This is a genomic window from Samsonia erythrinae (genome assembly GCF_004342665.1).
Classification (GTDB): Bacteria; Pseudomonadota; Gammaproteobacteria; order Enterobacterales; family Enterobacteriaceae; genus Samsonia; species Samsonia erythrinae.
This window is the reverse complement of record NZ_SMBY01000019.1, coordinates 1-22,497: the sequence shown is the minus strand read 5'-3', so window position 1 is coordinate 22,497 and position 22,497 is coordinate 1. Positions and strand designations below refer to the sequence as shown.

General features: G+C 54.1%; 19 protein-coding genes and 1 riboswitch. Of the genes, 9 read left to right on the top strand and 10 right to left on the bottom strand.

Translation table 11 applies throughout. The features are described from left to right. Positions 1-44 precede the first annotated feature (44 nt). Both rpoC and shiA read left to right on the top strand, forming a co-directional pair. Complete coding sequence (gene rpoC / locus EDC54_RS17310) at positions 45-4,268, top strand: DNA-directed RNA polymerase subunit beta' (protein WP_132459296.1); 4,224 nt, start codon at positions 45-47, stop codon at positions 4,266-4,268. Positions 4,269-4,519: 251 nt separating this feature from the next. Beyond that, on the top strand, positions 4,520-5,905 hold the full coding sequence (gene shiA / locus EDC54_RS17305) for a shikimate transporter (RefSeq protein ID WP_132459293.1): 1,386 nt from the start codon (positions 4,520-4,522) through the stop codon (positions 5,903-5,905). 62 nt (positions 5,906-5,967) lie between these two features. Here the strand turns inward: shiA and EDC54_RS17300 are convergent, their stop codons facing one another. Beyond that, entirely contained in the window at positions 5,968-6,156 is a 189-nt protein-coding gene (locus EDC54_RS17300; RefSeq protein WP_132459290.1) for a DUF1127 domain-containing protein, read from the bottom strand. A gap of 172 nt (positions 6,157-6,328) precedes the next feature. Between EDC54_RS17300 and EDC54_RS17295 the strand changes: the two genes are divergently transcribed. Beyond that, entirely contained in the window at positions 6,329-7,747 is a 1,419-nt protein-coding gene (locus tag EDC54_RS17295) for an aminotransferase-like domain-containing protein (RefSeq protein ID WP_132459287.1), read from the top strand. Between the two features lie 427 nt (positions 7,748-8,174). Here EDC54_RS17295 and thiH read toward each other — a convergent pair whose 3' ends face one another. From thiH to rsd, 7 genes are all read right to left on the bottom strand, one after another. Continuing rightward, complete coding sequence (gene thiH / locus EDC54_RS17290) at positions 8,175-9,296, bottom strand: 2-iminoacetate synthase ThiH (RefSeq protein WP_132459284.1); 1,122 nt, start codon at positions 9,294-9,296, stop codon at positions 8,175-8,177. Further along, positions 9,296-10,078, bottom strand: a complete 783-nt coding sequence (locus EDC54_RS17285; RefSeq protein WP_132459281.1) for a thiazole synthase — start codon at positions 10,076-10,078, stop codon at positions 9,296-9,298. The genes thiH and EDC54_RS17285 overlap by 1 nt, the downstream gene beginning before the upstream one ends. Position 10,079: 1 nt before the next feature. Further along, on the bottom strand, positions 10,080-10,280 hold the full coding sequence (thiS, locus tag EDC54_RS17280) for a sulfur carrier protein ThiS (RefSeq protein ID WP_132459278.1): 201 nt from the start codon (positions 10,278-10,280) through the stop codon (positions 10,080-10,082). Continuing rightward, the gene (locus tag EDC54_RS17275) at positions 10,277-11,056 is read right to left on the bottom strand and encodes a HesA/MoeB/ThiF family protein (protein WP_132459275.1); all 780 of its coding nucleotides are present in this window, start codon (positions 11,054-11,056) and stop codon (positions 10,277-10,279) included. The genes thiS and EDC54_RS17275 overlap by 4 nt, the downstream gene beginning before the upstream one ends. Position 11,057: 1 nt before the next feature. Then, positions 11,058-11,699: a thiamine phosphate synthase gene (gene thiE, locus EDC54_RS17270; RefSeq protein WP_132459272.1), complete on the bottom strand. Its 642-nt coding sequence runs from the start codon at positions 11,697-11,699 to the stop codon at positions 11,058-11,060. Continuing rightward, the gene (gene thiC, locus EDC54_RS17265) at positions 11,696-13,645 is read right to left on the bottom strand and encodes a phosphomethylpyrimidine synthase ThiC (protein ID WP_132459269.1); all 1,950 of its coding nucleotides are present in this window, start codon (positions 13,643-13,645) and stop codon (positions 11,696-11,698) included. The genes thiE and thiC overlap by 4 nt, the downstream gene beginning before the upstream one ends. Positions 13,646-13,754: 109 nt before the next feature. Beyond that, a riboswitch (TPP riboswitch) is annotated at positions 13,755-13,893 on the bottom strand. Positions 13,894-14,000: 107 nt separating this feature from the next. Next, complete coding sequence (gene rsd / locus EDC54_RS17260; RefSeq protein WP_132459266.1) at positions 14,001-14,462, bottom strand: sigma D regulator; 462 nt, start codon at positions 14,460-14,462, stop codon at positions 14,001-14,003. 108 nt (positions 14,463-14,570) lie between these two features. On the opposite strand from rsd, the gene nudC reads away from it, so the two are divergent. The 6 genes from nudC to EDC54_RS17230 all read left to right on the top strand — a co-directional run bounded on the left by nudC (position 14,571) and on the right by EDC54_RS17230 (position 19,083). Beyond that, positions 14,571-15,353 carry an NAD(+) diphosphatase gene (gene nudC / locus EDC54_RS17255; RefSeq protein ID WP_132459263.1) on the top strand — a complete coding sequence of 261 codons (783 nt, stop codon included), beginning with the start codon at positions 14,571-14,573 and terminating at the stop codon, positions 15,351-15,353. Between the two features lie 124 nt (positions 15,354-15,477). After that, positions 15,478-16,542 (top strand): uroporphyrinogen decarboxylase, encoded by a 1,065-nt coding sequence (gene hemE, locus EDC54_RS17250; protein WP_132459260.1) that lies wholly within the window; start codon positions 15,478-15,480, stop codon positions 16,540-16,542. A 15-nt stretch (positions 16,543-16,557) separates the two neighbouring features. Beyond that, a complete protein-coding gene (gene nfi, locus EDC54_RS17245) occupies positions 16,558-17,247 on the top strand; it encodes a deoxyribonuclease V (protein WP_132459257.1) in 690 nt (229 codons plus the stop codon). 77 nt (positions 17,248-17,324) lie between these two features. Further along, positions 17,325-17,915, top strand: a complete 591-nt coding sequence (locus EDC54_RS17240) for a YjaG family protein (RefSeq protein ID WP_132459254.1) — start codon at positions 17,325-17,327, stop codon at positions 17,913-17,915. Positions 17,916-18,119: 204 nt separating this feature from the next. Next, a complete protein-coding gene (hupA, locus tag EDC54_RS17235; RefSeq protein WP_005970302.1) occupies positions 18,120-18,392 on the top strand; it encodes a nucleoid-associated protein HU-alpha in 273 nt (90 codons plus the stop codon). 4 nt (positions 18,393-18,396) lie between these two features. Then, positions 18,397-19,083 carry a DUF1481 domain-containing protein gene (locus EDC54_RS17230; RefSeq protein ID WP_132459251.1) on the top strand — a complete coding sequence of 229 codons (687 nt, stop codon included), beginning with the start codon at positions 18,397-18,399 and terminating at the stop codon, positions 19,081-19,083. A gap of 74 nt (positions 19,084-19,157) precedes the next feature. Here EDC54_RS17230 and purD read toward each other — a convergent pair whose 3' ends face one another. Together purD and purH are read right to left on the bottom strand one after the other, a co-directional pair. Continuing rightward, positions 19,158-20,444: a phosphoribosylamine--glycine ligase gene (purD, locus tag EDC54_RS17225; RefSeq protein ID WP_132459248.1), complete on the bottom strand. Its 1,287-nt coding sequence runs from the start codon at positions 20,442-20,444 to the stop codon at positions 19,158-19,160. 18 nt (positions 20,445-20,462) lie between these two features. Further along, a complete protein-coding gene (gene purH / locus EDC54_RS17220) occupies positions 20,463-22,052 on the bottom strand; it encodes a bifunctional phosphoribosylaminoimidazolecarboxamide formyltransferase/IMP cyclohydrolase (protein ID WP_132459245.1) in 1,590 nt (529 codons plus the stop codon). Positions 22,053-22,497 lie beyond the last annotated feature (445 nt).

Here is a 22,497-nt window from a genome sequence, read left to right as displayed (position 1 = left end):
GGGTTCAGGCACCTGGCAGGTCTAACTCCGACAGGAGCCAATCCGTGAAAGACTTATTAAAGTTTCTGAAAGCGCAAACTAAAACCGAAGAGTTTGATGCGATCAAAATTGCTCTGGCTTCGCCAGACATGATTCGTTCGTGGTCTTTTGGTGAAGTGAAAAAGCCAGAAACCATCAACTACCGTACGTTCAAACCTGAGCGTGACGGCCTTTTTTGTGCCCGTATCTTTGGGCCGGTAAAAGATTATGAGTGCTTGTGCGGCAAGTATAAGCGCCTGAAGCATCGTGGCGTTATTTGTGAGAAGTGCGGTGTTGAAGTCACCCAAACTAAAGTACGCCGTGAGCGTATGGGCCACATCGAGCTGGCTTCTCCAACTGCGCACATCTGGTTCCTGAAATCGCTGCCATCTCGTATTGGTTTGCTGCTGGATATGCCGCTGCGTGATATCGAACGTGTTCTGTACTTCGAATCTTATGTTGTGGTTGAAGGCGGTATGACCAACCTTGAGCGTCGTCAGATCCTGACTGAAGAGCAGTATCTGGACGCGCTGGAAGAGTTCGGTGATGAGTTCGATGCGAAAATGGGCGCCGAAGCGATCCAGGCATTGCTGAAAAACATGGATCTGGAGCAGGAGTGCGAGCAGCTGCGTGAAGAGCTGAACGAAACCAACTCTGAAACCAAACGTAAGAAGCTGACGAAACGCATCAAACTGCTGGAAGCATTTGTACAATCCGGTAATAAGCCGGAGTGGATGATCCTGACCGTTCTGCCGGTTCTGCCGCCGGATTTGCGTCCGCTGGTTCCGCTGGATGGCGGCCGTTTTGCAACGTCCGACCTGAACGATCTGTATCGTCGCGTGATTAACCGTAACAACCGTCTGAAGCGCCTGTTGGATCTGGCTGCGCCCGATATCATCGTACGTAACGAAAAACGTATGTTGCAGGAAGCGGTCGATGCCCTGCTGGATAACGGCCGTCGCGGTCGTGCGATCACTGGCTCCAACAAACGTCCGCTGAAATCTTTGGCCGACATGATCAAAGGTAAACAGGGTCGTTTCCGTCAGAACCTGCTCGGTAAGCGCGTTGACTACTCCGGTCGTTCCGTTATCACCGTAGGTCCATACCTGCGTCTGCATCAGTGCGGTCTGCCGAAGAAAATGGCGCTGGAGCTGTTCAAACCGTTTATCTACGGCAAGCTGGAACTGCGTGGCCTGGCCACCACCATCAAAGCCGCGAAGAAAATGGTTGAGCGTGAAGAGGCTGTCGTTTGGGATATTCTGGACGAAGTGATTCGCGAACACCCGGTATTACTGAACCGTGCGCCAACGCTGCACCGTTTGGGGATTCAGGCGTTTGAACCGGTACTGATCGAAGGTAAGGCAATCCAACTGCACCCGCTGGTTTGTGCGGCTTATAACGCCGACTTCGATGGTGACCAGATGGCTGTACACGTACCGCTGACGCTGGAAGCCCAGTTGGAAGCGCGTGCGTTGATGATGTCTACCAACAACATTCTGTCGCCAGCGAACGGCGAGCCGATCATCGTTCCTTCTCAGGACGTTGTTTTGGGTCTGTACTACATGACCCGTGACAAAGTGAACGGCAAAGGCGAAGGTATGGTGCTGACCGGCCCGAAAGAAGCGGAACGCATCTATCGTGCGGGTCTGGCCGAGCTGCACGCGCGCGTTAAAGTGCGCATTACCGAGCATGAGAAAAATGCTCAGGGTGAGTGGACACAGAAAACCAGCCTGATCGACACCACGGTTGGCCGTGCGATTCTGTGGATGATTGTGCCGAAAGGTCTGCCTTATTCCATCGTCAATCAGGCGCTGGGTAAGAAAGCGATCTCTAAAATGCTGAACACCTGCTACCGCGTATTAGGTCTGAAGCCGACGGTCATTTTCGCTGACCAGATCATGTATACCGGTTTTGCCTATGCGGCACGTTCTGGTTCTTCTGTTGGTATTGACGACATGGTCATTCCGGCGAAGAAAGTGGAAATCATCGGCGAAGCGGAAGCGGAAGTTGCTGAGATTCAGGAACAGTTCCAGTCAGGTCTGGTTACGGCGGGCGAGCGTTACAACAAAGTCATCGATATCTGGGCAGCGGCGAACGAGCGCGTTGCGAAGGCGATGATGGAAAACCTGTCTACAGAAACCGTGATTAACCGTAACGGCGAAGAAGAGAAACAAGTTTCCTTCAACAGCATCTTTATGATGGCCGACTCCGGTGCGCGTGGTTCTGCGGCTCAGATTCGTCAGTTGGCCGGTATGCGTGGTCTGATGGCGAAGCCGGATGGCTCCATCATCGAAACGCCAATTACCGCGAACTTCCGTGAAGGTTTGAACGTACTTCAGTACTTCATTTCAACCCACGGTGCGCGTAAAGGTCTGGCGGATACGGCGCTGAAAACGGCAAACTCCGGTTATCTGACGCGTCGTCTGGTTGACGTTGCACAAGATCTGGTGGTGACCGAAGACGATTGTGGTACCCATGAAGGTATCATGATGACGCCGGTTATCGAAGGCGGCGACGTTAAAGAACCGCTGCGTGAGCGCGTATTGGGCCGTGTGACGGCTGAAGATGTGCTTAAACCGGGTACGGCGGACATTCTGGTACCGCGTAACACGCTGCTGAACGAGCAGTGGTGTGACGTATTGGAAGAGAACTCCGTTGACGCCGTTAAAGTCCGTTCTGTTGTAAGTTGCGAAACCGACTTCGGCGTGTGTGCTAAGTGCTATGGTCGCGATCTGGCGCGTGGTCACATCATCAACAAAGGTGAGGCCATCGGGGTTATCGCTGCACAGTCCATCGGTGAACCGGGTACACAGCTGACCATGCGTACGTTCCACATCGGTGGTGCGGCGTCGCGTGCGGCGGCAGAATCCAGCATTCAGGTGAAAAACAAAGGTAGTCTGAAGCTGAGTAACGCGAAGTTCGTTGTTAACAGTAACGGTAAGCTGGTGATTACATCGCGTAACACCGAACTGAAACTGATCGACGAATTTGGCCGTACTAAAGAAAGCTATAAAGTGCCTTACGGCGCGGTAATGGGCAAAGGGGATGGGGCAGACGTTAGCGGCGGCGATACCGTTGCTAACTGGGATCCACATACCATGCCGGTTATCACCGAAGTGAGCGGGAATATTCGCTTCACCGATATGATCGATGGTCAGACGATTACGCGTCAGACCGACGAACTGACCGGTTTGTCTTCTATCGTCGTGCTGGATAGTGCGGAGCGTACCGGTAGCGGTAAAGATCTGCGTCCGGCGCTGAAGATTGTTGATGACAACGGCGAAGACGTCCTGATCCCCGGTACGGATATGCCAGCCCAGTACTTCCTGCCGGGCAAAGCGATCGTTCAGTTGGAAGATGGCGTGAAGATCAGCGCGGGTGACACACTGGCGCGTATTCCGCAGGAATCTGGCGGTACCAAGGATATCACCGGTGGTCTGCCGCGTGTTGCCGACCTGTTCGAAGCCCGTCGTCCGAAAGAGCCGGCGATTCTGGCGGAGATCAGCGGTATTATCTCCTTCGGTAAAGAAACCAAAGGCAAACGCCGTCTGGTTATCACGCCGCTGGATGGCAGCGATCCATACGAAGAGATGATCCCGAAATGGCGTCAGCTCAACGTGTTCGAAGGTGAACGTGTAGAACGTGGTGACGTCGTTTCCGACGGCCCTGAGTCTCCGCACGATATCCTGCGTCTGCGTGGCGTACATGCGGTAACGCGTTATATCACGAACGAAGTTCAGGAAGTTTACCGTCTGCAAGGCGTGAAGATTAACGATAAACACATTGAGGTTATCGTTCGTCAGATGTTGCGTAAAGGCACCATCATGAACGCAGGTAGCACGGAGTTCCTGGAAGGCGAGCAGGCGGAAGTGTCGCGTATCAAGATTGCCAACCGGCAGTTGGAAGCGGACGGCAAGATCCCGGCAACGTTCAGCCGCGATCTGCTGGGTATCACCAAAGCTTCTCTGGCAACCGAGTCCTTCATCTCCGCGGCGTCGTTCCAGGAAACGACACGCGTACTGACCGAAGCGGCTGTCGCTGGCAAACGTGATGAACTGCGTGGCCTGAAAGAGAACGTGATCGTCGGTCGTCTGATCCCGGCGGGTACCGGTTATGCGTACCATCAGGATCGTATGCGTCGCCGTCAGGCGGGTGAAGCGCCTGTCGTGCCTCAAGTGAGCGCCGATGAAGCTTCAGCTAACCTGGCCGAGTTGCTGAATGCTGGCTTTGGTAGCAGCGACGACGAGTAAGCCTTTTACCGCGTGAGTAAGCGATAAATAGTGAAAGCCCCGGCTGTTGTGGTCGGGGCTTTTTTTATGGTGGATGTTCTACGGATGGTGCTGACAAGTCATCGCAAGCGACGTTAAAAATTGATGGAAGGCGTCCTGCCTTCCACCCTACGGGCCAACGCGATGCGTTGTTAAAAAACGCTCCCGGCGTTTTATATCTTCCTGAAATTTTTTGTTGTACAGTAGTGTAAAGTAAATAGAACGGAACCAGCATGAATACTTCAACGACGCCAACATTCTCACCGCCCAGCGGTTCCTTATCTCACCAGAATGGTTCTCCCTATTCTGAGGAACCCATTAAAATACAGTCGGTAAGCGATTCTCAGCATCGGGCAAAGCGCGCAGCCTGGGGGAGTTTTGTTGGGGCCGTAGTCGATTGGTATGATTTTTTACTGTACGGAATTGTTGCCGCTCTTGTGTTTAATACCGAATTTTTTCCACAAGTCAGCCCGACAATGGGGACGCTGGCGGCGTTTGGTACATTTGGCGTCGGCTTTTTGTTTCGTCCCTTAGGCGGCATGGTGTTTGGGCACTTCGGTGACAAACTGGGCCGTAAGCGGATGTTAATGATTACGGTCTGGATGATGGGCATTTCCACCGCGTTGATTGGGGTATTGCCATCATTTGATGCCATTGGCTGGTGGGCGCCGGTTCTGTTGGTGACGCTACGGGCGATACAGGGGTTTGCCGTCGGCGGCGAGTGGGGTGGCGCGGCATTGTTGGCGGTAGAGAACGCGCCGAAGAAGAAGAAAGCGTTTTACAGCAGCGGTGTGCAGGTCGGTTTTGGCGTTGGACTGTTGCTGGCGACGGGAACGGTGTCACTGGTCAGCAACCTGACCACGAATGATGAATTTATCCACTGGGGCTGGCGGTTGCCGTTCTTATTCAGCCTGATTCTGGTCGCTATTGCCTGGTGGGTGCGCAATGGCATGGATGAATCTCAGGAGTTTGAGGCCAATAAGGCTCTGGAGGAAAGAGCGAACAAACTGCGTTCATTCCCGATTATGGATGCGCTGCGCCAGCATCCAAAAGCATTTTTGTTGATTATTGCGCTGCGGCTTGGTGAATTGCTGACGATGTACATCGTCACCGCATTCGCACTTAACTATTCGACGACCCATCTTGGGCTATCGCGGGATATTTTCCTGAATATCGGGTTGCTGGTGGGGGCGATCAGCTGCGTATCGATCCCTTTCTTCGCTTATATGGCGGACAGCTTTGGTCGCCGTCGTATTTATGTGACTGGCGCATTGATTGGGACGGCGAGCGCGGTTCCCTTCTTCGTTGCGCTGGAAAGCCATAACACCTTGATGATTCTCTTCTTTGCCATCATGCTGGCAAACATGGCCCACGACATGATCGTCAGCGTTCAGCAGCCAATGTTTACAGAACTGTTTGGCACGACGTATCGCTATAGCGGGGCTGGCGTGGGGTATCAGGTTGCCAGCGTGGTTGGCGGTGGGTTTACGCCGTTTATTGCTGTGCTGCTGGTCGAATTTATGGATGGCTCATGGCACGCCGTAGCCGCCTATCTTGCCGTAGGTTGTCTGGTGTCCGCATTGGTTGGATTACGGATGAAGCCTCAGGTTTCTGAGTAAACGATAGACCGATACGGGGAATGAGCTCCGAATCGGTCTGTTATTCGCCCTTTTTACACCTGCTACCAACGGTCGATGTCATGGCGAGTGAGCCCGATATCGTTAAGAGTTTCATCGCTCATCCTGCTCAGTATTTTCCGCGTCTGAACTCGCGCTCTCCAGGCTTTCCACAGACGATACGGCAAAATAAGCATCAGCCAAAACGGTGACTGTCGGAACGGTTTTTGCGATCGATTCTCATGAAATTCCATATTTCCCCCTCGCCAGTGAACGATTGCTATGATGGGGCGAAAGGTATTTTCAATACAGATGCAGAAAATTCATTTTTTTAGCATACAGATTGTGTTATATTGCGTCTGAATAGTGATTTTTATCTCAATCTGTACTGGTTTCTGCGGTGAATTTTGAATAAGGGCGATACTGATGACGCGTTACCAACACCTTGCGGAGCTGTTAGCGCAACGGATCGAACAAGGGTTATACCAGAGTGGGGAGCGCCTGCCTTCTGTACGGGCACTGAGTATAGAACATGGTGTGAGCATCAGTACCGTGCAGCAGGCCTACCATCTGCTGGAAATCCGACAGTTGATTATGCCGCAGCCGCGTTCGGGATATTTTGTCGCGCCGCGTAAAGCCACGCCGCCAGTGCCTGCGTTGACGCGCCCTGTTCAGCGTCCGGTCGACGTTACCCAATGGAGCTCCGTGCTGGAGCTATTTAATTCCCGCCTCAGCGCCACGGTGTGTAACCTGGGTGGAGGGATGCCCGATGTGAGTCAGTCATCGCTTAAACCGCTGTGGAGATCCATGAGTCGGTTGTGCCAGCGTCAGGATCCACGTTTATTGAACTATGGCGATATGTATGGTGCCAGCGAACTGCGTGAACAGGTTGCGAGGTTGGCGCTGGATAGCGGCTGTCAACTGACCGAAGACGACATTGTGATTACTACCGGATGTCAGGAAGCACTATTTGTTGCGGTGCGCTCGATCTGTCAGTCGGGCGATATCGTTGCTGTCGAGTCACCGACGTTCCCTGGCACATTGCAGCTGCTACGGGGTTTGGGGATCAAGGTCATCGAGATTCCGACGGATGCCATCTCGGGGATCAGTCTGGAAGCATTAGCGTTGGCGTTGGAACAGTGGCCTATCAAGACACTATTGCTCGTGCCGAACTGTAATAATCCACTGGGCTTTTTCATGCCGGAGCCGCGTAAAAAGGTGTTGCTGACGTTGGCGCAACAGTACGATTTGGCGATTATTGAAGATGATGCTTACGGCGAACTGGCATACGACTACCCGCGTCCGAGAACGTTAAAATCCTTCGATAGTGATGGGCGCGTCCTGTTATGCAGTTCGTTTTCCAAAACGATTGCGCCGGGTCTGCGTGTCGGCTGGATTGCGCCGGGACGCTATTTGGAACGCGTGTTGCATATGAAATATATCAGCACCGGCTACACCGTTAATCATACGCAGCTAGCCGCCGCCGAGTTCATCGCTCAAGGGTATTACCAACCGCATATGCGGCGTATGCGCACGATTTATAAAGCCAACATGGATATGTTTACCTGTCAGGTCAGAGAACATTTTCCCTGCGATATCTGCGTCAGCCGTCCTCAGGGCGGATTTCTATTGTGGGTTGAATTTCCTGAGTCGTTTGATGCTTTGCGTCTTAATGCTGCGGTACGTCTTTCCGGGATCCAGATTGCAGCAGGCTCACTCTTTTCGGCGGCGGGAAAATACCGCAACTGTATGCGCATGAACTACGCTTTACCGCTCACAGAAGAAACGCAACATGTTTTATCGGTGGTGGGGAAGGCCGCGCAGCAACTGCTTGATGAGATGTAGCTCCTCTATTGGTGAGATAAGATTCTGCTCCTTCAGGCCTCACTACGGCGTATTTTGCGGGAAGGGCCGATACGGGTAAGGATAAGCCCCGTATCGGCGGGTTGATGTGCAGAACCGATAAAGGGCAAACGGCTCCGGTCGGCAGGCGCCATCGTGTGCTTGCCAACGATGTGACTCTATCCTCTGCTGACGATCGTGACGATGGGCCGTATGTCATGTTGCGCGGCGCTATCATGAGAATATCGCTTTCCGTGTCAGTCTCATTTTGGCCTGCGAGCTGTATCTCAAATCTGCGTATCACTCATGTCGATCCCTTAAGATCCGAGGTACGAGGGCTGCCACGGTGCGAGGTGTCCCTGCGGGAACCTCATCACCGTGTTTTCCTCTCACTTTACGCTAAGTGACCAATATCAGGCGTATCGCCGTCTTATCTGCCCAAATAACCGTCCCAGTCTTTCCACACGGGCTGAAGGCCGGCGCGAATGATGGCCTGCGCCACCTCTTCAGGACGCCGTGAATCGTGCGGTGAAAACTGTTCCAGTTCGGGGTGATCGTCGGCATAGCCACCCGGCTGAGTTTTGGAAAATGCGCTGACGTTGTTAATCGCGATAGGAATCGCATGATCGCGAAAGAAAGGCGATTCACGCGTGGAGAGTGACAGTTCAATATCCGGCGCCAGCAATCGGAATGCACAAATCACCTGCATAAGCTGGGCTTCATCCATTAACGAGGCCGGTTCAATACCGCCGGCACACGGACGAAGGCGCGGGAACGAGATCGAATAGCGGCTCTGCCAGTAGTGCTGCTGTAAATGCAACAGGTGCTCCGCCACCATGTAGCAGTCGGTTCGCCAGCTATTCGACAGGCCGATTAACGCACCCAGCCCGATCTTATCGATCCCCGCCCGGCCAAGCCGATCCGGGGTGGCGAGTCGCCAGTGGAAATCCTGTTTTTGTCCTTTGAGATGGTGCAACTGGTAGGTGGTCGGATGGTAGGTTTCCTGATAGACCATCACGCCATCCAGCCCCAGCGCCTTCAACTCGGCATACTCGTCCTGCGATAAGGGCTGAACTTCAATCATCAACGAACTGAAAAGCGGTCGGATTAGCGGAAAGACGTGACGAAAATAATCCATGCCCACTTTGCGCTGGTGTTCGCCAGTGACAAGCAGCAGGTGTTCAAACCCAAGTGCCTTGATCGCGGCGCATTCCCGTAGGATCTCAGTCTCATCCAGCGTTTTCCGTTTGATGTGGTTGCTCATCGAAAAGCCGCAGTAGGTGCAGTCATTAGAGCACAGATTGGACAGATACAGCGGCACATAGAAACCCACCGTATTGCCGAAACGCTGCCGGGTGAGCTGCTGCGCACGCTGGGCCAGCGGCTCCAGATAGCCACTGGCGGTCGGTGAAATCAGCGCCATGAAATCGTCGCGCGTCAGGTGTGGCGTCGTCAGCGCTCGTTCAACGTCGCGTGCGGTTTTCGTGTTGATACGCAGCGTCAGGTCATCCCAGTCGAGCGATTCCCAGACGGTTTGAAAATCAACGTTCATCACTCTGCCCCTTCCGTTTGTCGATGCAGGAAACCGGTGAGCGGGCTGGTGGCGCTGGCGACAAACTGCTTATTGCCCAGCCCGGACTGACGGGCAAGCACGCCGGCGTCGACAGCCAGCCGGAAAGCGTGCGCCATCGAAACAGGATCGTGGGCAACGGCGATGGCCGTGTTGACCAGTACGGCATCGGCACCGATTTCGAGCGCTTCCGCGGCATGGCTTGGAGCGCCAATGCCGGCATCGACAATCACCGGAACGCGCGTCTGTTCGATGATGATGCGCAGGAAATCCCGCGTTTGCAGACCCTGATTGGAGCCGATCGGCGCACCCAGTGGCATGACCGCCGCGCAGCCGACGTCTTCCAGCCGTTTGCACAACACCGGATCGGCGCCGCAGTAAGGCAGTACCGTGAATCCCTCTTTAACCAACTGCTCGGCGGCCTTCAGCGTTTCGATCGGGTCGGGCAGCAGGTATTTCACATCCGGGTGAATTTCCAGCTTCAGCCAGTGGGTGCCCAGCGCTTCGCGCGCCAGTCTGGCGGCAAAAACGGCTTCGTCCGCGGTTTTGGCGCCTGAGGTATTCGGCAACAGTTTGATGCCAAGCTGGCGTAGTGGGGCGAGAATAGCGTCGTTACCGCTTTTCAGGTCAACGCGTTTCATCGCCATGGTGATGAGCTGCGAACCGGAAGCCTCAAGTGCCGCCAGCATCAGTTCTGGCGTGGCGAATTTCCCGGTGCCGGTCAGCAGCCGTGAAGTTAATGTCGTATCGGCAATGTGCAGCATGTCATCCTCCCGCGATTGCCTGAAAAAGCACAATGTCATCACCGTCTTGTACCTGATGCTGTGACCAGGTAGCGTGCGGGATAATGGTTTGGTTAATCGCCAGCGCGGTGCCGGGCTGGCGCCGGTTTATCAGGTTCAACAGCGCTTCAACCGTGATAGGCTCAGGGAATTCAAAAGGCTCATCATTCAGCGTGATTTTCATGCTGAGCCTCCGCATACCGGACAATGGGGCGCTCGTGCCAGTTGGAGCGTGTTCCAGCTTTGCTGCTTGCCGTTAAACATTCTCAGTTTGCCATTCAGTGCAGACGGCATACCCGCGAGCAGTTTGATCGCCTCCAGCGCCTGAAGCGTGCCGATCACCCCGACCACCGGACCAAGTACGCCTGCGGTGCGACAGTTACGCTGCGGCTCGGTGGCGTCAGGGTACAGGCAGGCGTAACAGCCATAGTCATACGGTGGGGTTAACACCAATAACTGACCGCTGAAACCGACGGCACTGCCGCTGATTAGCGGCTTACCTGCGCGAATGCTGGCGGCGTTAACCGCGTGGCGAGTGCTCATGTTGTCACTGCAATCCAGTACCAGATCGGCATGGCTAACGGCACGGTGTAGCGCCTTGCCGCTTAACCTTTCGGTGAGCGCAATCGTTTCTGATTGTGGGTTGAGCGCCTGAAGTTGGCGCTGTGCCAATACGGCTTTGGGTTCATCGGTATCGCGGGTGCGATACAGGATCTGGCGCTGTAGGTTGCTGATGTGCAACCTGTCATCATCGGCGAGCAGCAGTGTGCCGACGCCTGCCGCCGCCAGATAAAGCGAAGCGGGCGCCCCTAACCCACCCAATCCAACCAGCAGGACGCGAGCCGCCTTGAGTTTTTCCTGACCTTCCGGGCCAATGTCCTCCAGCATCAACTGGCGACTGTAGCGCATAAATTCGCTATCGCTCAGTCCGGTAGGCGTAGAGTGGTGAGTCGTTACCATGTCATGCCTCCCGTCCTTCAATCATTCTGAGCAGCGTCGCGGTGGCCTGCCGCCAGTCTGCGGCCTGCGTGATGGCGCTGACGACGGCAATACTGCCAACGCCTGTCGCCAGCACGTCAGGCACCTTATCGATGCTGATGCCGCCGATGGCAACGGTGGAAAAGCGGCCTTGTAGATCGGTTATGTGGCGCGCGAGTTCGGCTAGCCCCTGCGGTGCGGATGGCATGTCCTTGGTTTGCGTCGGGAAAATATGTCCCAGCGCGATATAAGAGGGGTTAATCGCCACCGCTCGCGCCAGTTCATCGTCATCATGTGTCGAAATGCCCAGACGCAGGCCGGCGTTTTTAATCGCGGCCAAATCGGCGGTATCCAGATCTTCCTGACCCAGATGTACACCATAAGCCTGATGTTTTATCGCCAGCTTCCAGTAGTCGTTGATGAAAAGCCGCGCCTGATAGCGACGACCCAATGCGATCGCCCGGATCACATCGGCTTCAGCGTGTTCATCCGGCAGATCTTTGATCCGTAACTGGATCGTTTTCACCCCGACATTGAGTAGCCGTTCAATCCACTCCACGCTATCGACGACGGGATAGAGCCCCAATTGCTGCGCCGTTGGAGCAAAAGGCGTCGAATCCGTCATTTGGTTTCCTCGGCTTGCAGGCTGGTGGCGCTGTGATAAAGCTCGCTGCCGCGAGAACGAAATTCTTGCGACATTCGCGCCATACCCACTTCGATCGGTTTGGCTTCCGCTTCCTGCTTCGCAGCGTAATCGCGGACTTCCTGTGAGATTTTCATCGAGCAAAATTTCGGACCGCACATCGAGCAGAAGTGAGCGACTTTACCGGACTCCTGCGGCAGCGTTTCATCGTGGTAGGCGCGTGCCGTTTGCGGATCGAGCGCCAGATTGAACTGATCTTCCCAGCGGAATTCGAAACGTGCCTTCGACATGGCGTTATCGCGGATTTGCGCGCCGGGGTGACCTTTCGCCAGATCGGCTGCGTGAGCGGCGATCTTGTAGGTAATCAATCCCTGTTTGACGTCTTCTTTGTTCGGCAGACCGAGATGCTCTTTCGGCGTGACGTAACAAAGCATCGCGCAGCCGAACCAGCCGATCATGGCGGCGCCGATGCCGGAGGTGAAGTGATCGTAACCCGGCGCGATATCGGTGGTGAGCGGACCGAGCGTATAGAACGGCGCTTCGTGGCAGTGCTCCAGTTCTTCGGTCATATTGCGACGGATCATCTGCATGGGAACGTGACCGGGACCTTCGATCATCACCTGTACGTCATATTCCCAGGCGATTTGGGTCAGTTCGCCGAGCGTATGCAACTCGGCGAACTGGGCTTCATCGTTGGCGTCCTGAATCGAGCCGGGGCGTAGTCCGTCACCCAGCGACAGCGCGACGTCATAAGCGGCGCAGATTTCACAGATTTCGCGGAAATGTTCGTACAGGAAACTCTCTTTATGATGCGACAGGCACCATTTCGCCATAATGGAGCCCCCGCGTGAGACGATACCGGTCAGGCGTTTGGCCGTCATCGGCACATAGCGCAATAGTACGCCCGCGTGGATAGTAAAATAGTCTACGCCCTGTTCCGCCTGTTCCAGCAGCGTATCGCGGAACATGTCCCAGTTCAGGTTTTCCGCCACGCCATTTACTTTTTCCAGCGCCTGATAGATTGGGACTGTGCCGATCGGCACGGGGCTGTTGCGCAGGATCCATTCGCGGGTTTCGTGAATATAGCGTCCGGTTGATAAATCCATCACCGTATCCGCGCCCCAGCGGGTAGACCAAACCAGCTTCTCCACTTCTTCTTCGATGGAGGAGGTCACCGCGGAGTTGCCGATATTGGCGTTAACCTTCACCAGAAAATTTCTGCCGATAATCATGGGCTCTGATTCGGGGTGATTGATGTTGGACGGAATAATGGCGCGCCCGGCGGCGACCTCCTGACGGACGAACTCCGGCGTGATGTTTTCCGGCAGATGGGCGCCGAAACTTTGCCCCGGGTGCTGCTGGAGCAGTACATCGCCGCGAATGCGCTCGCGTCCCATATTTTCGCGGATGGCGATGAACTCCATCTCCGGGGTAATGATGCCCTGTCGCGCATAGTGGAGCTGGGTCACCCGTTTACCGGCTTTAGCGCGTAAAGGATGCGGTAAGTGCTCAAAGCGCAGATGATCAAGACCGGCATCCGCCAGACGCTGCTGGGTAAAATCGGAACTGACGCCGGGCAACGCTTCGGTGTCATTGCGTTCTGCAATCCACCGGGCGCGTAATTTCGTTAACCCTATGCGCACATCGGGCTGCGCGGCGGGGTCGCCATAAGGCCCTGACGTATCGTAAACCGGAATCGGTTCATTGGGTTCGTATTGGGGGTTGTCTTTACTGCCGCCGAGCAATGTCGGGCTGAGCTGAATTTCTCGCATCGGCACGCGGATGTCGTCGCGTGAACCGGCGAGGTAAATACGTTTGGAATGAGGGAAGGCGGTTCCCTGTAAGGTATCGATAAACAGCTGGGCGGCGGCACGTTGCTCGCGACGGCCCGGTTTAGACGATGTGGATAACGCTGGTTCTGTAGACATAGCAAGTTCCTTCATGCGTACAAGGGAAGATTGCTTGTCTGGAGCCCGGAGGGAGTAATAGTGATATTGAGCGGCAGGTGCGTGAAAATACCCAGCCATTGGCTCAATGAGGCGAATTACTCTTGTTCCCTTCGCAGGTATTAACCCGATCAGGTTCCGCGGATCCCGAATTAACGGTCTCAGCCTGTGCGCTTATGGATCTCGCGAAAGCGAAACACACGCGCCGCTAGGCACTCCGACAAGATGTGCCCGTCGTTAAACGGGCGATTAAAGCTCACACACTGTATGACGGTAAATATGGGATGTCAAAGCGTGTCGGTTTATCTGTGACAATGGAAACACTATGGCGATTGGCTTAATTGTCGTACACCAGACGGATCATATTGTCTTCTAACGTAAAGCGCTCTTCTAACGCTTCGCCGACGCTGGACAGCGCCTGCTGGAATTCGAGACAGTTATCATGGTCGATGGCGGCGGCCAGATGGCTGTCGTAAAACGCCATGATGTGCTGCGTGTTATTTTGCAAGGCGAGGTCGAGCTGGGTGGAGCGTGACAGGGTTTGTTCACTGTGTGTCGCGGCTTCATGCAGCATTTTTTCGTATAAATGAAAATGGCCGGTAGACAGATAATCCACCAAATTCTGACAAAAATTGTCCAGCGCCTCTTCGTCCAGCAGAGAGAGCACGTCTTTATTCGGCTTGATGCCAACCAGATGATAATAAGCGACCAGAAGCTGTTTGCGCGCTTGTAGCCATTGGTCGATTAACGCATTATTGCCACCAACGTATTCAGTCAGACTTTGTAACTGGTTTAGCATTGTTGACTCCGTGGACGGTAAGAAATAACTGAAATGCCAGTTATAAAACTTATGTAATCACTTTGAATGTAAAATGCCAGTGAAGTGGCTGTGGAGCAATAAAAAGATATGGAACAGACGCTAAAAGGTGATGAAGCGGGTTGGTGGGTTGTCAGCGATGCAGGGCAAATCTGGCTGCCTCAGGGGGCGTTACCGAACGGAACGGCGACGGCGTGGGCGTTACAAGGGAAAACAGCCCGGCAAATTGGCGAGTGGCAGGGGAAACCAGTCTGGCTGGTTTGCCACAACCAGAATGCCGATATGACGTCAGTCCGTCAGTTGATCGATCAGGATGCCGGGTTATTCCAACTGGCGGGGAGAGGTGTACAACTGGCGGAATTTTATCGCTCTCATCGTTTTTGCGGCTACTGCGGGCATGAAATGGTGCGGAGTAAAACCGAGCTGGCGTGTTTGTGTCACCACTGCAAAGAGCGCTATTACCCGCAGATTGCGCCGTGCATTATCGTCGCGATCCGTCGCGGCGCTGAGATTTTGCTGGCGCAGCACAATCGTCACCGCGGCAACATGTATACCGTGCTGGCCGGGTTTGTGGAAGTGGGGGAAACGTTGGAACAAACGGTCGCGCGTGAGGTTATGGAAGAAAGCCAAATCCAGATAAAAAACCTGCGCTACGTGAGTTCGCAACCCTGGCCGTTCCCCCATTCCCTGATGATGGCATTTATGGCTGACTATGCCAGCGGAGAAATCCGGCACGATCCGAAAGAGCTGCGTGACGCAGGCTGGTTCCGCTATGACCAGCTGCCGTTATTACCTCCGCCGGGCACTGTGGCCCGTCGGCTGATTGAGGATACGGTGGTGTTGTGTCGCGCCTATCACGAGAATGGCGACTGACGTGGTATTATTCACGTCATTGCGTACCGGCTGCATTGCGTCATAAGGCGTTCGTTTTATCACGCATCCGCTTCATAAAATCCGTCCGGCAGTGGAACTGCCTTGAGGCTGAAAGGAAAAGAACATGACCAACCTGAAAAACGATCGCTACCTGCGGGCGTTGTTGCGCCAACCCGTTGATGTCACGCCCGTGTGGATGATGCGCCAGGCGGGGCGCTATTTGCCGGAATATAAGGCGACGCGCGCTCAGGCCGGTGATTTTATGTCGCTGTGTAAAAATGCTGAACTGGCTTGCGAAGTCACGTTACAGCCGTTGCGGCGTTATGCGCTGGATGCCGCCATCCTCTTTTCCGATATCCTCACCATTCCGGACGCTATGGGGCTGGGGCTCTATTTTGAAGCGGGGGAGGGGCCATGTTTCCATTCTCCCATTTCGTCTCACGCGGATGTCGTTAAGCTGCCGATCCCCGATCCTGAACAGGAACTCGGCTACGTGATGAACGCTGTGCGAACAATTCGTAAGAACCTCGCCGGTGAAGTGCCGCTTATTGGTTTTTCCGGTAGTCCGTGGACGTTGGCAACCTATATGGTCGAAGGCGGAAGCAGCAAGGCGTTTACCGTTATCAAGAAGATGCTGTTTGCGGAACCCAAGACCTTGCACCTGTTGCTGGATAAGCTGGCTGATAGCGTTATTCTCTATCTCAATGCGCAGATTCGCGCGGGTGCGCAGGCGGTAATGGTATTCGATACCTGGGGTGGCGCGCTGAGCGGACGGGACTACAAAGAATTCTCCCTGCATTACATGCATAAAATTGTTGATGGCTTACAGCGTGAGAATGAAGGCCGCCGTGTGCCGGTGACGCTCTTTACCAAAGGCGGAGGACAGTGGCTTGAGGCGATGGCGGAAACCGGTTGTGACGCGCTGGGGTTGGACTGGACGAGCGATATTGCCGATGCGCGCCGCCGCGTGGGCGATAAAGTGGCGCTACAGGGAAATATGGACCCGTCAATGTTGTACGCCGATCCGGTACGGATAGAACAGGAAGTGTCGTCTATTCTGGCTGGGTTTGGGCATGGCAACGGGCATGTTTTTAATCTGGGCCACGGTATTCATCAGGATGTGCCGCCTGAGCACGCCGGCGTGTTTGTCGAGGCTGTTCATCGGCTGTCCCGCGCTTATCATGCATGATTCATCGGAGGTGGTGTGATTGATACACAACGGCTGCGGGCAGAGCAACTGGCCCGCGCCTCTGAAATCATTCGAGACGATGATTTACCGTTCGAACAGCCTGCGTTCGTCGCGGGCGCGGATGTCGGGTTTGAACAAGACGGTTCAGTCACTCGCGCCGTGATTGCAATAATGCGCTATCCTTCTCTGGAACTGGTTGAGTACAAAATCGCGCGTATCAGCACGACGATGCCTTATATTCCGGGCTTTCTTTCGTTTCGTGAATGCCCAGGGTTGCTCGCCGCGTGGGCGATGGTGGAACACAAACCGGACCTGCTGTTTGTGGACGGGCACGGCGTTTCACATCCCCGTCGGCTCGGCGTGGCCAGCCATTTCGGCCTGTTGGTTGATGTCCCGACGATTGGCGTGGCGAAAAGCCGTCTTTGTGGCCGGTTTGAACCGTTGGCGGAAAGCGTAGGCAGTCAGCAGCCGCTGTTGGATAAGGACGAGCAGATTGGCTGGGTATGGCGTAGTAAAGCGCGCTGTAATCCGCTGTTTGTCGCGACGGGACATCGGGTGAGTCAGGATAGCGCGTTACGTTGGGTGCAACATTGTATGCGTGGCTACCGCTTGCCGGAACCGACCCGCTGGGCTGATGCCATCGCATCGAATCGTCCCGCGTTTTTGCGCTGGCAACGGCAGCAAACGGCAGACTTATTGTCGTAAAACTTTTAGGAATTCAGGCATAGGGCGGCGCTGTGATTTCAGGTACACTGCCGCTTGCTGTTGTTAATGAGATAAAAATGTTACGTAACCCTATTCATTTACGTTTGGAAAAGCTGGCAAGCTGGCAGCATGTCACCTTTATGGCATGCCTTTGTGAACGTATGTATCTAAATTACTACGAATTTTGCCGTCAGACAGAATTCGGTGACGCGATGGTTTATCGTCGCATTCTCGATCTTGTGTGGGAAACGCTGGTTGTTAAAGATGCGAAGGTCAACTTCGATAGCCAGTTGGAAAAGTTGGAAGAGGCTGTCCCTGCGGCGGAAGATTACGATCTTTACGGTGTTTATCCGGCCATTGATGCGTGTATTGCGCTGGGTGAGCTGATTCATTCGCGTTTGAGCGGTGAAACGCTGGAACATGCGATTGCAATCAGCGAGGCCTCTATCCGCACCGTCGCCATGCTGGAAATGACGCAGGCGGGTAAAGAAATGACGGATGAAGAGCTGAATGCGCTGCCCGTCATTGAAGAAGAATGGGACATCCAATGGGAAATTTTTCGCCTGTTGGCGGCCTGTGAAGAGCGAGACATCGATCTGATTAAAGGATTGCGCGCCGATCTTCGTGAGGCCGGAAGTAGTAACATCGGGATAAATTTGCACCAATAACGCAATAAAACGTGATTTGAGGCCTGAAATGGCTTGTCTTAAGGCTTCACATTCGCACCCTGTCTGGTCTACATTTGGGGGGCGTAAAAAAAGTGGCTGTCGGTGCGTGTATGCAGGAGAGTGCTACTACACCCGAAACCGGGAGATGGCATATCCGTCGCACTCGATGCTTAGCAAGCGATAAACACACTGTAAGGATAACTTATGAATAAGACTCAACTGATTGATGTAATTGCAGACAAAGCTGACCTGTCAAAAGCTCAGGCTAAAGCGGCACTGGAATCAACTCTGGCGGCAATTACCGAGTCTCTGAAAGAAGGTGATGCAGTACAATTAGTTGGTTTTGGTACGTTTAAAGTCAACCATCGTAATGAGCGCACGGGCCGCAACCCACAAACCGGTAAAGAAATCAAAATTGCTGCTGCCAACGTGCCAGCGTTTGTTTCCGGCAAGGCTCTGAAAGACGCTGTCAAATAAGATCATGTTGGTTAAGAGTTTAAGCAGGGGGACGATTTCGTCCCTTTTGCTTTTACGACGCTGGTGTGGCTTAGGCATTGTGCTGGCTGCGGTGGTGGCTTGCAGCAGTCGTAGCGCGCCGCCGGCGTTTTTCGCCAGCGGCTACATTGCCGATCAGGGGGCTGTGCGTTTGTGGCGCAAGGATGATGCGCAGAATATGACGGCGTTGACCACCGTGTACAACCCGCTTCGGGGCAATGGCGTGGTGGTGACCCGCTACGTGTTCCAGCGGGATACGCTGCGTGAGATTCAGCGTAATCAGCTCGGTACGCCGAAAGAAGAGATACGTTTACGCTTTGCAGAGGATGGAACCGTCAGCTTTATGCAGCGACAGCTTGCCGAAAGGCGTGAATTGGTTTCCGATGATGATGTCGCGCTCTACCAGTTTAACGCAAAACGCATGCTGGAACTGAGTGATGTGCTGCGCGCTGGCAATGTGGTGTTAAAGCAAGGGAAATGGCTGGAAGGGCAGGTACAGTCTTGTGACGGTATGATGGTTCGCCCTGACTTTGATCGTGATTCGCGTGAATGGATCGCACAGCAAAAAACGCACGCTGCGCGTCCATTAAACGTCGCCTGGCTGGAAGCGCCGGAAGGGACACAGCTATTACTGGTGGTGGAAGAGGATGTCTGCCAGTGGGAACCTCACTAACCGCCTGCGATAAAAAAACCCGGATTGCGCCGGGCTTCATTATGAGCGGTCATTGCCTGTCAAATCGTGGCTTATCAGCCTTGCTCGCGCTCGATAGCACGGTAACCAATATCTGTTCGACAGAACATGCCTTGCCACTGAATCCCTGAAGCTAATTCGTAAGCGCGTTTTTGCGCGTCAGCAACATTGTGGCCCAATGCGGTGACGCACAGTATGCGACCGCCGTTTGTCACCACATCAATACCGTTCAGTTTTGTACCGGCATGGAAGACTTTACCATCTTCGGCATCCTGCTGTGGTAAACCGGAAATCACATCACCCGTATTGTAGTCAGCCGGGTAGCCGCCGGCGGCCAATACCACGCCCAGTGACGGACGTTCATCCCAGACAGAATCTTTCTGATCCAGCGTGCCGTCGCAGGCGGCCATACACAGCTCCACCAGATCGGAGCGCAGACGCAGCATGATGGGCTGCGTTTCAGGATCGCCGAAGCGACAGTTGAATTCGATCACTTTTGGCTGACCATCGGCAGAAATCATCAGTCCCGCGTACAGGAAACCGACGTAAGTATTCCCTTCTGCCGCCATACCCTTCACGGTCGGCCAAATCACCTGATCCATCACGCGCTGGTGGACGTCATCGGTCACGACCGGCGCTGGGGAATAAGCCCCCATCCCTCCGGTATTCGGGCCGGTATCTTTATCGCCAACGCGTTTATGATCCTGACTGGTGGCCATCGGCAGCACGTTCTTGCCGTCTACCATGACGATGAAGCTGGCTTCTTCGCCATCAAGAAACTCTTCCACCACGATACGATGCCCGGCATCGCCGAATGCGTTACCAGCCAACATATCCTGAATGGCGTTTTCCGCTTCCTGCAACGTCATGGCGACAATGACGCCCTTACCGGCAGCCAATCCGTCCGCCTTGATGACGATAGGTGCGCCTTTGCTGCGTACATAAGCCAGCGCAGGTTCAACGTCGGTGAAGTTTTGGTATTCCGCCGTCGGGATGTTGTGGCGCGCGAGGAAATCTTTAGTGAAGGCTTTTGAGCCTTCTAGCTGTGCCGCAGCCTGCGTTGGGCCAAAGATTTTTAGGCCTGCGCTCTGAAACGCGTCCACAACACCGATCACTAGCGGGGCTTCCGGGCCAACGATCGTCAAATCAATGCGGTTTTCCTGTGCGAAAGCGAGTAACGCGGGAATGTCGGTTGCTGCGATATTGACGTTGGTCAGCGCAGGTTCAAGCGCGGTGCCTGCGTTGCCCGGCGCAACATAAACCCGTTTCGCCAGCGGTGACTGTGCGGCTTTCCAGGCCAGAGCGTGTTCGCGTCCACCATTACCAATGATTAAAATGTTCATTTCGGTCAAGCTCCAGAATTAATGGCGGAAATGGCGCATGTCGGTAAAGATCATGGCAATACCGTGTTCGTTGGCGGCGGCTATGACTTCATCGTCACGAATGGACCCGCCCGGTTGGATCACGCAGGTAATGCCAACGGCAGCGGCGGCATCAATACCATCGCGGAAGGGGAAGAATGCATCAGACGCCATCGCGGAGCCTTTGACCTCCAGCCCTTCATCGCCCGCTTTGATGCCGGCGATTTTCGCGGAGTAAACGCGGCTCATTTGACCGGCGCCAATGCCGATGGTCATATTGTCACGAGCGTATACAATCGCGTTGGATTTTACGAATTTTGCCACTTTCCAGCAGAAGAGCGCATCGCGTAATTCCTGTTCGCTTGGCTGGCGTTCGGTCACGACGCGCAGTTGAGACGCATCGACCATACCCAGATCGCGGTCTTGTACCAGCAAACCGCCGTTGACGCGTTTGAAATCCAGACCCGGAACGCGTTGCTGCCAGTTGCCGCTGGTCAGGACACGCACGTTTTGTTTGGTCGCGGTAATCTTCAATGCGGCTTCACTGGCGGATGGCGCAATAATCACTTCGACAAACTGACGGCTGATGATGGCCTGTGCCGTTTCTTCATCCAGCTCACGGTTAAAAGCAATAATGCCACCGAATGCAGAGGTCGGGTCGGTTTTATACGCACGTTCGTAGGCATCAAGAATGGAACCGCCAATCGCTACGCCGCACGGATTGGCATGTTTAACGATCACGCAGGTCGGTTCGGCAAATTCTTTCACACATTCCAACGCCGCATCGGTATCGGCGATGTTGTTATACGACAGCGCTTTTCCCTGTAACTGCGTAGACGTCGCGACGGAAGCTTCGTGAATATTCTCTTCTATATAGAAAGCGGCTTGCTGATGGCTGTTCTCGCCGTAACGCATGTCCTGCTTTTTAATGTAGTTCAGGTTCAGCGTGCGTGGGAAATGGCCGGATGGTTTATCGGTTTCACCATGATAAGGCGGAACCAATGTGCCAAAGTAGTTGGCAATCATGCTGTCGTAAGCGGCAGTGTGCTCAAAGGCTTTAATGGCTAAATCGAAGCGAGTGTCGTAGGTCAATGACCCCTCGTTGGCGTCGATTTCATTAATAATGGCGCTGTAGTCGCTGCTCTTGACCACGATAGCCACATCTTTATGGTTCTTGGCGGCAGAGCGCACCATCGTCGGGCCGCCGATATCGATATTCTCAACCGCATCTTCCAACGTGCAATTTTCGCGTGCGACGGTTTGAGCAAAAGGATAGAGGTTCACAACTACCATATCGATAGGCTTGATGTCATGCTGCGCCATGATCGCTTCATCCTGATCGCGACGTCCCAGAATGCCGCCGTGCACCTTCGGGTGCAGGGTCTTTACACGCCCATCCATCATTTCCGGGAAACCGGTATAGTCAGAAACCTCGGTCACGGCTAAGCCGGCATCAGCCAGTAAACGGGCGGTTCCTCCGGTTGAAAGAAGCTCGACGCCTCGGTGGGAAAGCGCTTGAGCAAATTCGACAATACCTGCTTTGTCAGAAACGCTGAGCAGAGCGCGGCGAATTGGACGACATTGTTGCATGATGATGTTATCCCCTGCATTTGGGTAGTCAGTCAAAGAAACGGTATGTGAATATCGCCTTTGTTGCCGCAATAATGGCGAGTAAAGGGAAATATTCAGTTAGCGTTCGTAAAATACGATGATTTTTAACGGGGATGAATTGTAGCGAAAACGTTTGCGTGATGCTCGTCAAATTTTGATTGGAATTCATTCTGTGGATAAGTTTGTGCAAAAACGGGTATAAGACGGGGTTTTGCTGTGGAATTCAGCAAACAGTCATTTTTCTTTAAAATACCTATTGCGGCCTGCGGAGAAGTCCCTATAATGCGCCTCCACTGACACGGCAACAGCGGCTTACGCGGTTGTGGCGACAGGAAAAAGATTTCATAAAGCAGTCAGCAATGACTTGACTTTAAAGCGGATTAGCATAGACTATGCGGCCCGCGCCACGGAAGATGTGGCACTG

Bases quoted from the DNA above. Each gene is read 5' to 3' on its own strand.
- shiA (WP_132459293.1), top strand. From the start codon at position 4,520: ATGAATACTTCAACGACGCCAACATTCTCACCGCCCAGCGGTTCCTTA.
- EDC54_RS17300 (WP_132459290.1), bottom strand. From the start codon at position 6,156: ATGGAATTTCATGAGAATCGATCGCAAAAACCGTTCCGACAGTCACCG.
- EDC54_RS17295 (WP_132459287.1), top strand. From the start codon at position 6,329: ATGACGCGTTACCAACACCTTGCGGAGCTGTTAGCGCAACGGATCGAA.
- thiH (WP_132459284.1), bottom strand. From the start codon at position 9,296: ATGAACGTTGATTTTCAAACCGTCTGGGAATCGCTCGACTGGGATGAC.
- EDC54_RS17285 (WP_132459281.1), bottom strand. From the start codon at position 10,078: ATGCTGCACATTGCCGATACGACATTAACTTCACGGCTGCTGACCGGC.
- thiS (WP_132459278.1), bottom strand. From the start codon at position 10,280: ATGAAAATCACGCTGAATGATGAGCCTTTTGAATTCCCTGAGCCTATC.
- EDC54_RS17275 (WP_132459275.1), bottom strand. From the start codon at position 11,056: ATGGTAACGACTCACCACTCTACGCCTACCGGACTGAGCGATAGCGAA.
- thiE (WP_132459272.1), bottom strand. From the start codon at position 11,699: ATGACGGATTCGACGCCTTTTGCTCCAACGGCGCAGCAATTGGGGCTC.
- thiC (WP_132459269.1), bottom strand. From the start codon at position 13,645: ATGTCTACAGAACCAGCGTTATCCACATCGTCTAAACCGGGCCGTCGC.
- rsd (WP_132459266.1), bottom strand. From the start codon at position 14,462: ATGCTAAACCAGTTACAAAGTCTGACTGAATACGTTGGTGGCAATAAT.
- nudC (WP_132459263.1), top strand. From the start codon at position 14,571: ATGGAACAGACGCTAAAAGGTGATGAAGCGGGTTGGTGGGTTGTCAGC.
- hemE (WP_132459260.1), top strand. From the start codon at position 15,478: ATGACCAACCTGAAAAACGATCGCTACCTGCGGGCGTTGTTGCGCCAA.
- EDC54_RS17240 (WP_132459254.1), top strand. From the start codon at position 17,325: ATGTTACGTAACCCTATTCATTTACGTTTGGAAAAGCTGGCAAGCTGG.
- hupA (WP_005970302.1), top strand. From the start codon at position 18,120: ATGAATAAGACTCAACTGATTGATGTAATTGCAGACAAAGCTGACCTG.
- EDC54_RS17230 (WP_132459251.1), top strand. From the start codon at position 18,397: ATGTTGGTTAAGAGTTTAAGCAGGGGGACGATTTCGTCCCTTTTGCTT.
- purD (WP_132459248.1), bottom strand. From the start codon at position 20,444: ATGAACATTTTAATCATTGGTAATGGTGGACGCGAACACGCTCTGGCC.
- purH (WP_132459245.1), bottom strand. From the start codon at position 22,052: ATGCAACAATGTCGTCCAATTCGCCGCGCTCTGCTCAGCGTTTCTGAC.